Raw genomic sequence first — 14,066 nt, 5'->3', positions numbered from 1 at the left:
CCGGCCGCATCCAATTACCAACGGGGAACTTCGTAACCCATGATTTTTTTTATTTTATCTTTGAAATCCCAAAATTTTTTTGATACATGTGTCAGATTCTAAAAGAAAGTTTTTGCGCCATTTATTGTTGACCCGCGCGAAACTATGAGCTGACACCCGGCGCAGGGCCATTTAATGTTAAACGTATTGATGCAATTCTTCAGGCAAGGTAATTAATGATAAAACCCTATCAGTTTAGAGCTTTTGTTATCAGCGCTGTTTTAATGATGGTTTGTTTGGCCGTTTTTACGTCAAAACCGATAAACGCCCTGACCCCCCTGGATGAGGAAGCATTAATCGAATTGTCCCCCTCCCTGATGGAAGAAATCGAAGAAAAAGAAAAATCCCTCCCTCCCCTGCCCCAGAATGAATTTAAAAACGCCATCTGTTTTAAACGATGCCATACGGAAAAGGATTTTTCACCGTCCCAGAAAACCCGAAAACAGTGGATTATTCTGATTGAAAAAAACGGTCATGCCATTTTCCGGAAGATCCCCTGGGAAAGCCCGGAACAAAAGGATCAGATTCTTATCTATCTACTGCGCCATGCCCGGGATGCAAATGGCATTAAAGAAGGCATCGGTATCTGGGATTAGTTGATTATAAGCCGTTTACCACTGGAGGGGAAAATGCGCATTCCTGAAACTTTGCTGCGGATCGGACTGCTTTGCACATGCATTCTGTTTGCCGCTGTACTGGTCGCCATGGCCCAGGAAAAAAACAGCCAAGAAGGCTTCACCCGGCAGGATTTTGACAACGCCATCTGCTTTCGCAAATGTCATGCCCCCCAAAGCATCTCACCAAAGGATAAGCCCAAAAACTTATGGCGAATGCTGATTGAAAAAAACGGACACGCCATTTTTGCCGAGATCCCGTGGCAGAGCCCGGAGCAGAAAGAAAAAATTCTTCAATATCTTTTAACCCATGCAGATAATGCTGAACCGGAATCCGAAGGCATCGGGGTATGGTAAGTACCCATTTAAATATTCACATTTAATTCGGAGGTGAGCAATGCAATATGCCAAACGCTTCGCCCTTTTCGCCTGTTTTTTATGCCTGATCCTGATGGCTGCACCGGCAGCAGCGGCGGATCACGATCAAAAAGAAATAGACCGGCTTGAAAAACAGGTCAATGAACTGAATCAAAAGCTGAAACGGCAGAAAAAGGAGTCCGGTGATCTTGAAAATCAGGTCACTGATCAGCAGGAGCAGATCAAAACGCTCAAACAGCATATGACCCATGTCTACAAACAGACCATTAAAGATGCCGGCCTGATCGAAAAATACCGACTGGGAAACGAAGCCTATCTGCGTTCCTCCTATTTTGATTTGAACCGCGAAGATAACGACGCGGACCAGGAAGGATACGATAACGCGTTTGTCAACTATTTTGATCTCAAATTCTCGGCCGATCCCAGTGAGGAGGTGCGATTTCACGCCACCCTCACCATGTACAAACTCTGGGGCACCTGGAACACCCCGGAAGATGTCAGGGCCGCTGATTTTCACTATTCCAACAAGCCCGCGGACTCCGCGCTCAAGGTTAAACGGGCCTATGTTGACTACCGCCCGTCATGGCTTAATCGAAAGATTAATTTAACTTTCGGCCGGCTGCCCACCTCAGGCGGGTATTTAACCAAATACCGGTACAACCGGCCGGGCATGACCAGTTATCCGGACCTGACATTTAATGCCGAGTCCGACGGGGCGGCACTCACTTTTTATTTTAATCAGTCCGTTGCCAAATCCCTGAACCTGGTCTACGCCAGAAGCGAGGATGATATTGATGCCAGCCCGTTTTTAAGAGATCCGGACGGACTTGAAGATATTGACTTCTACACCGTCCAGTTGAATAACCGCCTGCCGTTTCTGGATAATTCATTGTGCGTGCTTCAGTGGTTCCGGGTGGACAACCTGCGGCCCACCGGCGATGACGCCTTCAGGGACAATCTGAACCGGTTTTTGATGCTTAAAGGAACCCCAATAAACGCATTGCCAAATGTCCAATTCCCCGATGAACTCGGCCATGTGGATAAATACACCCTTCAAGTCTCCAATGACCGGCTGTTTGACTGGCCGCTTGATGTCTTTGCCAGTGCGGCCTACAGCAAAACAAAGCCAAACGGAGATAAAATTCGGGTCAACGGCCTGCCGCTCAACTCCGATAAAATGCCGCCGGAATTAAATGAGGTGCTCAACGGCATCCAGCAGGAGATCTACGGCAATGCCGGCCCCTATCTGGGCTCTGCCGACAATGAAGGTTCCGAGGACGGATGGGCACTATATCTGGGCCTTCGGTATCATCTGCCATTTGAAAAACTGCGTAACCCGAAAATCGGCCTTGAATATTTCAACGGTTCGGAGAACTGGGTGGGGTTAAATATCGCGGCAACCGACCCCTATCAAAAACTGAATACGCGGGGCAGCGTCTATGAGGTATACTGGAATCAGCCCTTGGTTGAAAAAACCCTACAGATGCGGACCGGTTATCAGTTTATCAGCCGAGATTATACGGAATCCCTTCTCTCAGGGCTTTATGGCGAGCCAAAAGATATCGACCGGGACGACCGGCTGTTCTATGTCAGTCTGGAATATGTTTTTTAAGTAACTGCGGGTATTAGGTTTTGGGTATTAGGTTTTGGGTATTAGGTATTAGGTTTAAAAAGATTTTCAAATTCACCCAAGACCACGGTGCGGTGTCGGGGACAGAGTTTTATTATCACTGATCCCGAATCAGCCGAAGCAGTTCATCTGCGGACATTTTGCCGCTCATGTCCGCGCCGTCGAGCAGGCTGTCGGCCAGGTCCCGCTTATGCCGGTGCAGGGCCACGATTTTTTCCTCAATGGTCTGCCGGGCCACCAGGTTGTAGACCGTGACCGGCCGTTTCTGCCCGATCCGGTGCGCCCGGTCGGCCGCCTGGTCTTCAACCGCCGGATTCCACCAGGGATCCATGTGAATCACATAGTCGGCCGCTGTCAGGTTCAAGCCCAGCCCGCCGGCTTTCAAACTGATCAAAAACAGCTCGCCCTCCCCGGCCTGAAAGGCATTCACCCGCTTCTTTCTTTCTTTTTGCGGGGTGCTGCCGTCCAAGTACTGATAGGCAATCCCTTTTTCCGCCACATATTGCCGGATAAGGTCCAGATGCCCCGTAAACTGGCTGAATACCAGGGCTTTATGCCCGTTTTCCAGGAGTTCGGAAACAATCTCACCGAACAAAGAAAGCTTTGCGCTGGGCAGTCCGGTATCAGGCAGAACCAGTTGGGGGTTGCAGCAGGCGCGCCGCAGCTTCATAATTTCGGCCAGAATCCGCAGGTGCATGCTTTTGCCGGCATTGCCCCCGGCCTCCTTGTCCAGATTGTCCAGGGCCTTTTGCCGCAGGGCCTCATAAAAGGCGCGCTCTTCGTCACTTAATTCCACGTGCAGCAAAATGTTGGTGCGCTGGGGCAGCTCTTCTATCACCTGATGCTTGGTCCGCCTCAGAATAAAGGGCTGCACCAGCCGCTTTAATCGTCTTCGGACGTTCCGGTCCTGATGCTTTTCGATAGGAATGGCGAATTTTTCATTGAATTCCGCAAACGATCCCAGAAAACCGGGATTGATGAATTGAAAGAGGTTCCACAATTCCCCCAGATGGTTTTCGATGGGGGTTCCGGTGGTGATAAGCTTGAACCCGCCATTGAGATTCATGGCCGCCTGGGACCGTTTGGTGGTCAGATTCTTGATGGCCTGGGCCTCGTCGAGCACGATGGTCTCAAACCGCACCTTGGCCAGCATCTCCGCCACTTTTTCCTGCTGCAGCAGACCGTAGCTGACCAATAAAAAATCAAACGGTTTCAGGTCCGCCATAATCTTTTCGCGATCCCCGTTGGTCAGGGTGACGATCGAAAGCGTGGGCGCAAACCGCCGGGATTCGGTTTCCCAGTTCATGCATACCGATGTAGGGGCCACCACCAGGGACGGCCCTTCGGCCGCCCGGCCCAGTACAATGGCCAGGGCCTGGATGGTTTTGCCGAGCCCCATATCGTCGGCCAGACAGGCCCCCACTCCCCAATGAGCCAGCCGGGCCAGCCAGTTATACCCTTCTATCTGATAATCCCGGAGTTCGGCTTTGAATGTCGAAGGGACCTGCGGCTGTAAAGAGCGGGCGTCGTTTACCTTTTTCAACTGGGCTTTCCAATGGGAATCGCTCTGAAAGCCGCCGAAATCGTCCGCCCACGCTTCCAGCGGCAGCGCGGCCAACGGGTGAAACAACCGGTTTTTCCCGGCCGGCTTCGAATAGGTGCGAAGTTCCTCCAGCCGCTTCCGGAAAGCCTCGGTCAATGCCAGAAACTGGCCGTCTTTTAATGGAATGAACCGGCCCGGTGTTTCTTCCAGCAGGGATAAAAGTTCTTCCATGGAAAGCACCAGGTCGGAATCGACTTTCAGCTCCCCGGATACGGCAAACCAGTCTTTCTGTTTCCGGACCCGCAGGTAGAGCCGGTTCATATCCGCTTGCCGACGGATGCGAAACCGTTCCCCTTCGGGCCATTTTACGATAACCGAAGATTCGATGGTCTTTACAGCCAGCAGTACTTCCAGGCAATCTTCGGATTGCTTTAACACCCAGTCCCAGCGGCCATCCTCGGATTCCCCGCGAGAGGGCAGATCGGGGCAGGCGGCCATGGCGTCATCGGCAAGTGCGATCTCCTGCTTCAGATCCCGTTTGGTGCGAAGCGTTTTATCTCCGATCTCCGCAATTACTGTTTCGCCGCTTTCTCCGGGCCGAAAACAAGGGCCGTCCGCTTTAAACGGCTGCACCCGCATCTCCAGTTTAAGCCCGGGGCCAAAGGGGCGCAGATAAATGTTCGGGGTGGGGTCCGCGGGGGTTTCTTCGGCTTTCCGTCCGACGCCTTCGATCTCGGAATGCACGGTCACAACAGGAGCCACATGATCAATTGCTTTGAGCAGTTCCTTTTTCCCGGCAGGGGGCACTTCCACCCCTTTTCCGATAATTTTTGCGATCCGGCCGATATCTTCGTTGACGGGAATCACTTGGAACCGGTTGGGCGTCTCCCGGATGACTTGAACGTCATTACCACCGCTTATATCATGGGTAAAGGCGATCAAAAATTTTCCATTGGACTGTTGACGCACCGTCAATTCCGGTTTGCCCTCAACGAATTCCACCCGGACGTCGGGGGCGTCTTCCGAAAATACCAAGGGGTGGCCGACCAGGGCCTGCAGGGCGCCGGCTCCAATAGAATAGTGGACCTCCGGATATCCCCGAACCAGGTGCCGGGATTCCTGGATTTGACCGCAGATCCGTTTGTCCTGCGCCGTCAGGAAATCAAAGCTGTTGATTTCGCAATACAAACGCTTCAGGGCGATCTTACGCCCTTTGCTCCACCCCCCTTTGGCCTGCTTTACCTGCTCTTTCGGGGTAAGGGTCCACCATTTGCCCTTTTCGCTGTAATTAAAAAACCAAGCCAGGCGTGAGGATTTTCCGGCTTCCACCCCATCAGAGGCTTTTTTCTGCAGCTGCATCAATGCATTCAGCGCCCTTTTCCATGGATCTTCCGGCTGGAACAAATTGACGATGCAATTGATGCCGCTGCTATCGAAAAATGATTCCGGTTTTTGAAGGTATTTTTTATCGGTTTTTGTCAAATGGGAGACAAGGACCGCCAATTCCGCGGCAAGCCAGTCGTATCCATACTGCTCCGTCTCCCGCTGCAGTTCCAGGAGCCGCTTTTTAAATTTTCCCGCCCGTTTCCGATCCGTCCAGTAGACCACAAGCACCTGAAGGAAACGGGTTACCGCTTCTTCTTTGGGAACCCATTCCCATTCCTTGATGGCTTCCAGGGCATCCGTATTCCCATCCCGCGCCGCAATGAGCTGATTGAGTTTATGATAGGCGGGGGCAAACCGGTAGGTTGATCGATCCGCGGCAATGGCGGTATAGTTCTGTCCCTGCATCATGTGCTGGGGGGTGCCGCTTTTCAACAAGGCCAGAACATAAAAAATCCCGGAGAGCGTTTCGAAATAAATCTTGCGTTTCCGGGTGCTTTTTTTCAAACGCATAAACGCTTCTTCATAATGGGAAAGCGCCGCCGCATTCCGCCCGCTCAAAAACGCCAAAGCCCCCCGGAAGGCGACCACTTCCGCCGTGTCGATACCATCAATCCGATTCTTTGCCTCCTGGAGCTGTCCCCGCAGGATCAGTTGTTCGACCAGTAGAATCCGCCCCACATCGATTTGATCGTCTTGCCCCGCTTTGGCTGCCGTCTTTCCGTCAACTGAGGGCAAGCTATCTTTTAAAAATGAAAACAGATGGGAATCGATAAAATCTTTATTATACAATCGGTCATTCACAAGCATTCCGGCGATATCGGCTTGCAGCCCATGGGGGAGTTTGCCGGAAAACCAGTCCAGGTCCGAAGAGTTTTTGAAAATCACCCGGACCGGATGCGGATATCGATAATAGGAAAAACGGCTTTGCTGAAAACCCGCCAGAATGTCATAGACTTTTTCCTCACTGCCCGTATACAGACCGATCCGGAATTCCCGGATCATTTGCCCTGGACTCGAAAACGCATAGTGTTCCCCCTGCCTTTTCACGGACAGAACCTTTTGCACCGCCCCGGCGATTTCATCAAAAAACCCGCCTGGCCCGCTCGCATCGACCATTTGCCGGCACAGCGGTTCCGCCAGAAAAGCACTGCATTGATATTTGCTATACTCTTTCCGGATCAGGCCGGCGTCCACCAGTTCGTCAAATATGGGGGTTACGCTTTTGACCGTAAAATCATCGGTATCGATATCTTTTATGTCCAGTTTCTTCAGGGCGTTTACCACATGGGTTCTGGCCACCCCTTCGTAAATGACTGCAAGTATCTGCACGATGGTTTGATGCAGCAGGGGGAGGGCATTATATGCATCGGTCACGGCGCGGTATGCCGGGTCAAATTCTTTTTCAGGCAGTTTCAGATGGGTTTGGATACGCATTTAAAGGTGAACCTTTTCAAAAGAATCGAACGTCAGTTCAGCCTCCGGGATCAGCAGCCGGTACCAGCTTTGATCCGCCAACAGTTCGGCGAATTTCCCACGTTGAAGATCCAGGTTATGCCAGGCGCGTTCAGCCTTATAGCGCTGCAATTCAAAGTAGAGCGCATTCAGGTCCAGAAAAGCAATGTAACGGCTCCTGGGGCTTTTTGTATTTTTTCTTTGCCGCCATGGTTACGCCTCCGACTCTTTATCGGCGGCAACCGGCGCGGCATAAATAATCAGCAACAGCTCGCTGTCATCGATCAGGCGATACTCGGGGATACGGCCGGAAAGGGACTCACTGTTCTCAAGGATGATCGAAACGCCCTCCCCGCGTTTATCCATCATGGCCAACCGTCCGGTCTGCAAGCCTTCTTCATCCGGGACGCCGCACTTTGCCAGCAGACTTGTAATCGTCTCGTTGCGGGCAGCCTGCCGGTAGGCCAAGCTGTCCACGGTCATGGTGTTGGGAATAGTCCCGGGCGAATATATCTCCAGCCGATCCTCGAACAATCGAAGCCGTATTTTTGCATCCTGCATGGAATAGTCCCGGTGGGCGACCGCGTTGACCATTGCTTCGAACACCGCCGTCAAATCAAACTGGGGAACATCCTCCCTCCCGGCTTGTTTGCGTGCGGCAGTTCTCATGTTCCTTTTGACAAAACTGCAAGCGGCCATTACCTGCTGATCCAGCGGGCCGGTAATATCGGCGGCATCGAGTTGATAGGGCTGGTCTCCGGCAGGCCGAATCCCTGTGCCGCGATACGCAACCGCTTGGATATAGGCGTTTGGCAGCCATCGGCGAGGGTCTTTGCCGGCCATAAGCACACCCGCCACTGACGGGCGCAGGTTATCGCCATCCAGGGCTGCTATCCCCAGTTTTCGCAGCAGACCGTCCCGGTCATCACGGGTACGCGGTGTTGCAAACCGTTGCCAAAGGGAAGTCTCTAAATCATCGAGTGCAGCATCGGGTACAGGCTGCTCGTCAAAACGGATGATTCTTGCCTGGCTGCGTTGCTGAAACAATCGTGCGAGAAAATCCGGCGTCATTTCACGCTTCTCATCCCCCACCCGATGCATATAGCCCCCGGGGCTGCGATGCACCCAGAGGCTACGACCGACCTCCACCTTCAGTACAGCCAGCTCATCGCCGGTTACCGCGGGCAGTGACAGCCTTTCGATAACGGGATTCAACGGCGGCGTTACCGAGTCCAGGCAGGTCTGCCGTACAAAATCCGTCACCAGATCCAGCTTATCCAGGGCAATACCCAGGATCTCGCGGCTGGTATCGTCTACCCCCAGCACACAGACCCCGCCTTTGGCGTTGGCAAACGCCGCCAGCTCGTCAGCCAGCGAATCGCGGTGCGGAGCGGCAACCCGTTTTCCTGAAATACGGACTTCTTTCAGTTCAAGAAAGGAATCTTCGCCCAGGTGAATTTTTTCCATGAGTTTGGCTATGCTGTCGAACATCTGTTATACCTCCTGTCCCAGCCGACGATAGCGCCGGTCAAATGCATCCCGGCCGCCTTCCATTACATGGCAGACTTCATCACGCATGGCTTTGTCCTGCAGCGAACCTTTTACGGTCACACGGCATTGCCCCCCGCTGAAATCCAGGGCGTGAAGCATTTCAGCGTCTCCATTGACCACAATGTTGGGGTTATGGGTCACGGTGATAATCTGACGGCGCAATTTGTTTTCGCGCAGCTGGCGAACCACAAGATTGTAGATCAGATGGTTGTCCAGGTCATCCTCGGGTTGATCAAGCACAATCGGATCCGAACCGTGGGCCAGGAGGAAAGCCAGCATGGCGGCCGCCCGCTGGCCGGCGGAAGCCTGCTCAATGGCTTTGAAATCCCGTCCGTCTCCCTTCCGGCTGTATTTCACTTCCAGGCCATCGTCCGGAAACCATATCATCAAATGGTCCATAAACTCCGGATGATTCCCCGTTTGCCGCTCAAGAAAATTGTTAAAGTGCCCGCCGAAATCACCCTGGCCCTGACAGCCCGCTGCCAGGCGCTGTTTGATGTCTGCCACTCTTTGTTCCATTTGCCGGCTGGCCTGCACGCTATCGGCAGGCAACGGTTTGAGCAATTCAGCGACAACGCCCCCGGTCGGCCGCCCGTCTTTTTCAACCAGGATATCGTTCTCGAATTTGGGATGCTCCGCGCCCAGAAATTCCCGAATATCTTGTTCCAAAGCATGGCCATCCTGGCGATAGGGGTTCAGGCGGATTTGAACGTACTCGTTTCCGGCCAGCGTTTCGTCAAGGAAGGCTTCCCGTCTTTCGCTTATCACACGTCGGGCCTCCAGCACGGTTTGGTGCTGCGTTTGCGCCTGCTCCAGGACCTGGCGGCGCTGCGCCTCCAGCGAATCAAGTTCCTTCCACTGTTTTTCCAGCCGTTGCCGCTCCTGAACCAGTTGACCATATTCACTGGGATCCCCGACACCCTGGTCTTTCAGCTCCTGGACCAGTTTTTCGTAATCGGTGCGTGCCTTGCGCACTGCCTGTTGCCAGTCGGTATTCGGCAGGTCCCGGCGTTCCCGGTTGGCGGAATTTGCCAGGTCTCCCGCAGCACCCTTCAATGCCTGCGCGGCCGATTCAATCGCCTGGTGCAGGCGGGACAGGACGGCCAGGGCCTCTGCATCGGTTTCGGTTTCCGCATCAAAAAGCTGATCAGGGACATCCTCCGGTGTCAGGTCCTCTGACAATTCGCGAATCCGACTCACCATCGTGTCAACCGAATCAAACTGACGGGCGATTTCCCGTTCCTGCCGGGAACAGTGCTGATATGCCTTGAGCACATCAGCGTGATGCGCTTCTTCAAATTTCTTCAGCTTGCGTTGCACATCTTCCAGGCGGACCTTTAATGCATCGCGTCCTTGCAGCCGGCCTGCCAGCTCACGCGCCCGGGCGTAAAGCGACAAATACGTCTGCCGGGCCTCTTGAAACGCTTTTTTTTCGTCGTCGATCCCGGCTGCCTCGTCAATCAAATCGAGTAAGGCCTGCTGGCTGCCGCCGGCCAGCGCCGCAATCTGGCCCTGGCTAAACAGCCGCACGGCAAAGCGCTCCGGAATCACCGCCTGATTTTCCGACTCGCGCCAGTCATCATTTTCCGCCTCCTCTACAACGGCGCCGGAACCTTCCTGTGGCCAGTGAATCCGATAGCGTGCGCCATCACGCACAAAAGTCAGCGCGATATGGGTACGCTGTGTGAGCGCGCCGTCGTCATCACGGGAGCGCGCCTCGCGGATAAATCGTTCAAAGGTACGGCGCGGCTCGCTGCCTTCTTCCAGGGCCTTGAGCTCATTTTCGCGTCTCAGCGCCAGGCGCAGGGCATGCACGACCGTTGACTTGCCTGTCCCCCGGCCGCCGACCAGAGCGTTAAACCAGGGGCTGAAGTAAAGAGCTTCCGGATGACCTTGACCCATGTAGCGGGCCTCATGGATTTCAACAGATTCGAGATAGTTTTCCGGCAGCGCGTTCGGATCGAAAGGCTCGGAATCATCGCTGCGCCTGACGGAAAATCTTTCGCCATCCATGAGCGCAAGTCTAAGACCTTCCAGCGACGGTTCCGCCATTTTAATCCAGGTGTAACGCGATCCTGGTAATGCCTGGCCCTGGAAACTGTGGCAATCCGATCCGACCACTTCCGTCCAGGACAGGCGGTACTCGTTATAAATCCCCGGCCTGGGCACCGAAGGATCAACCACCTCCATGGCGTACACATGATCACAATTGAAGATTTGCCGCAGGGTATTGACGTCAAGTACAGCTCGTGCAGCCCCACTGTCCGCACTATTGTCAAGACGGAGAAGCCCCTTTTGTTGATGATCCACATGGGCGGGGATCATCAGACCGCCCGCCGCCTTAACTGCCTCAATTACTTCAACAGGAGATTTCCGGGTGACACCATCGCTATCGCCTTTTGTTCCCTGGTAATCGACTTGTCCCAAAAAGGTGTCGATGTCGCCGGTTGTAGCGCTTGGATCGAAGATGGCCAGCAGGTGAAAACCGCCGTTCACAGACAGCTCAACCCCGGGAAACAGGTAAAGCTCACGAAAGCCTTCCGGTTGATCGGCCTGCATCCGGTCGTAAGCCTCTTTTAATCGATCAATCCAGGCGCCACTATTGTGGTCCGTGACTGCGACACAGTCGATCCCGGCGGCCATGAACTTTTGCAGCCACTGCTCGGGCGTCAGGTCAAGCCCTTGTTTCGCCCACGGCGTGTCCGAAGAAACCGGCGTATGGGTATGAAAGTCAAAGCACCACCAGCGGGCGCCGGGATAACGGTGGTTCTGGTTCACGGGTGTGCTGTTTCGGTTCATGATGCAACCTCCTCAAACATCAGCCGGTGAAAGTCTTGCTCGATGAAGCGGACTTTCTTCTATTCAGTGTTCGCGGCACATTTATACCACGCTCCATTGCAAAGTAAACAATCGTTTGGGCTGCTGCGCGGTAAATTTGTTCTGTCTTTTTTTAGGCAGGCACGGTGGCCTGCCTTTACCACATGGGTTCTGACCACCCCTTCGTAGATGATCGCAAGTATCTGCACGATGGTTTGATGCAGCAGGGGGAAGGCATTATATGCATCGATCACGGCGCGGTATGCCGGGTCAAACTCTTTTTCAGGCAGTTTCAGATGGGTTTGGATACGCATTTAACATTCCTTCAATCCGGTTATCAATGATTCGCAAACCAATCTCGATAACTGTCAACAATTTTATAATTATCCGATTGTTTATCCATCACCCTGACTTCACCCAATGGTAGATGGAAAACCTTTCGACCCAATCTGACTTTCACAATCACCCCGTACAAATCGTAAGCGCCCTCTACTGCATGCACTCGGATCCTATCGCCAGCATTGAATGGACCTTTGGATAGGGGCTCCACCTCAGCCTCAAAAGGGAAGGATAAATGTTTGGTAACGTTCAAAAGTGTTGGCACGGGCAACTTTCAATGTGATCAATCTCGATGGTGAAGTTACCCTCAATGCCTAATTTTTGTTTCCAGTATTGTTCCCATTTTTCTTTGGAGTATTTTTTCAAGACGATCATTTTTGATAGCTTGGAAACCGTTTCATCAGACCATCCCCAAGCGATGCGTTTGATGCGACGGCCAATTTCACGAAAAATACGCTCCAGCAGGGAAGTGGTTTTGGGCGCGATGACGCCGGTCTTCAACCATAATTCGATGTTGGTAAAAATTCTATGGGAAAGATTTTCTAAATACGAAACTCCGTGGTGATAGCCTTTTTCTCTCAGGGTGGCGATCAAGGCCATAATCTCGGCTTTGCTGGATTGATATTTTTCTTCAACCTGTTGCTTGTCGCCCTCATCGAGCACCTCATAATCGGTTTCTGGCAGTTCAATGCCGATGAGGTGTTTGAGATTGTCAGTATGGGGTTGACTGGCTTTCTTTCCAAGTCCATCTTGCCATAGAGAGTGATACAGGCCGCGGGGACCATGCCAGGTACACCGTTGCGGCTCGGCCACCTCGGATAAGAAATCATCCAGGCCCGGTTCGCCATCATAGATAAACGGGACTCCTGAGGATTGGGTCTCCTTGAATCGTTCTTTGATAATGCCTTCGATATCAGCCCACGGGGTATTGGCAAAAGTCCCCAATGGCTCGACCTTGCCGGTGGTCATCACGCCGATGACAGCCCGAAGTTCGCCTTTTTTGCCTTTTTGCTGTTTATAGCCGGTACCGTCGGCCATGATGGCTGAGAGATCATCCATATCCACAGGGACGTCAGTCATCTGATCAATATCACTGCCGACGACGAGATTATGAATGCCGCCAAGGGAAATATCGATCGATCTACCCTCTATTAATCGCCGATAGTTGGTATCGATCACGGCTTCAATGACCTCGTGTTCAAAATTGGCCTCTTTGCGTTTATAAGGTGTCATCTTCAGGGCACTTAACAATGGTGAATATCGGGCACCGCAGGTGCGGCACTCGGCTACCCGGACCGGCAGCTCCAGCTTGCCAAAGACCGTGGCAATTTCTTTGGGTCGATTCCGGTATCCGCGCCTTCGTATTTTACGGCCGTGACAAAAACGATCCTTGGGATCATTTTTTCGAACATGGCGTCCCAGGCCCTTGCGGGCTTTGCTTGGCGGAAATATCCCGCCATGGTGAGTTAACCGATCTGAAATCAGATCATCGTAGCTGGTTAAAATCTGTTTCAAAATACGCAGCATTAAAGGGTTTTGAAGTTTCTGCAACTGATAAACAATTTCGTTTAAATTCACTTTTCCTGTTGAAAGCTGAAAAGAAAGTGTAATATGAATTTGTTGTCTCATCACGGTCTCTCTTCGATTAGGTTTTTATTGGGGAATATAAACCTATATGAAGGAGACCGTGATTTTTTTAAAGCTTTTTCAAACAAGCAAGTCGCTTGTCAAGGCGCCGCAGGGTGCCCCATGTGCTCCGACGAGCTACTTGGCGGGCCCATTCTCGCACATGGCGCACCCTGCTCTAGCTGTGCCAATGATCCTTTATTTGATATCTTGAATGACCCAATAAATCCTTTACCGAAAAGTCATGCCAACACTTTTGAACGAAACTAAATGTTTACGGCAATATTTTGCCCAGGCATCGAAGGCTTTATTTTCATCATCGGCATCAACGTTTTGCAAAACATTCCTGATAATTTCAGCTGATTCGCCCAAATAATCCCAACGATGTCTATTGGTGATTTCTTGTATAATCAAATTTTTATCCTGGACTTTATTCCGCGGCGCAGCCGGTATCACTTCACTGGCTTCAAGATCCATCCGCGTCCAGTCAAGTCCCTCCTGCTCACTTTTGACGATTACTTCTTCCGGACACTGCAAAAGCGTTTCTCCATCCCATTCGATACAAACCGTATCATCCGCTATATCAAATATCTGTCCCTGCCATCCCGAAATATCATTACCGAAATCCGGATCTTCTATTCCATCCTTGACCCTGACCCAATCACCGATTCTAAATTTCATCACTTTACCC

9 protein-coding genes are annotated in these 14,066 nt (G+C 52.2%); 3 read left to right on the top strand and 6 right to left on the bottom strand.

The annotated features are described in order from the left end of the window. The first annotated feature begins 215 nt into the window (after window positions 1-215). Genes U5L07_13095 through U5L07_13085 form a run of 3 tightly spaced genes read left to right on the top strand, consistent with a single transcriptional unit; the run spans window position 216 to window position 2,643 of the window. Window positions 216-635, top strand: coding sequence for a hypothetical protein (locus tag U5L07_13095; GenBank protein ID MDZ7832684.1), 420 nt, complete (start codon window positions 216-218; stop codon window positions 633-635). Window positions 636-668: 33 nt separating this feature from the next. Then, window positions 669-1,010, top strand: coding sequence for a hypothetical protein (locus U5L07_13090; protein MDZ7832683.1), 342 nt, complete (start codon window positions 669-671; stop codon window positions 1,008-1,010). Window positions 1,011-1,050: 40 nt separating this feature from the next. Then, window positions 1,051-2,643, top strand: coding sequence for a DUF3373 family protein (locus U5L07_13085; protein ID MDZ7832682.1), 1,593 nt, complete (start codon window positions 1,051-1,053; stop codon window positions 2,641-2,643). Between the two features lie 115 nt (window positions 2,644-2,758). Here U5L07_13085 and U5L07_13080 read toward each other — a convergent pair whose 3' ends face one another. From U5L07_13080 to U5L07_13055, 6 genes are all read right to left on the bottom strand, one after another. Then, entirely contained in the window at window positions 2,759-7,024 is a 4,266-nt protein-coding gene (locus tag U5L07_13080; GenBank protein MDZ7832681.1) for a DEAD/DEAH box helicase, read from the bottom strand. A gap of 231 nt (window positions 7,025-7,255) precedes the next feature. Then, on the bottom strand, window positions 7,256-8,533 hold the full coding sequence (locus tag U5L07_13075; protein ID MDZ7832680.1) for an ATP-binding protein: 1,278 nt from the start codon (window positions 8,531-8,533) through the stop codon (window positions 7,256-7,258). Between the two features lie 3 nt (window positions 8,534-8,536). Continuing rightward, window positions 8,537-11,392: a hypothetical protein gene (locus U5L07_13070; protein MDZ7832679.1), complete on the bottom strand. Its 2,856-nt coding sequence runs from the start codon at window positions 11,390-11,392 to the stop codon at window positions 8,537-8,539. Between the two features lie 59 nt (window positions 11,393-11,451). Beyond that, complete coding sequence (locus tag U5L07_13065; GenBank protein MDZ7832678.1) at window positions 11,452-11,724, bottom strand: hypothetical protein; 273 nt, start codon at window positions 11,722-11,724, stop codon at window positions 11,452-11,454. A 274-nt stretch (window positions 11,725-11,998) separates the two neighbouring features. Next, a complete protein-coding gene (locus tag U5L07_13060) occupies window positions 11,999-13,378 on the bottom strand; it encodes a hypothetical protein (protein ID MDZ7832677.1) in 1,380 nt (459 codons plus the stop codon). A 228-nt stretch (window positions 13,379-13,606) separates the two neighbouring features. Further along, on the bottom strand, window positions 13,607-14,056 hold the full coding sequence (locus U5L07_13055) for a hypothetical protein (protein ID MDZ7832676.1): 450 nt from the start codon (window positions 14,054-14,056) through the stop codon (window positions 13,607-13,609). Window positions 14,057-14,066 lie beyond the last annotated feature (10 nt).

The sequence above is a fragment of the Desulfobacterales bacterium genome (assembly GCA_034520365.1).
Lineage (GTDB): Bacteria > Desulfobacterota > Desulfobacteria > Desulfobacterales > Desulfosalsimonadaceae > M55B175.
This window is presented reverse-complemented; position numbering and strand designations above follow the sequence as displayed.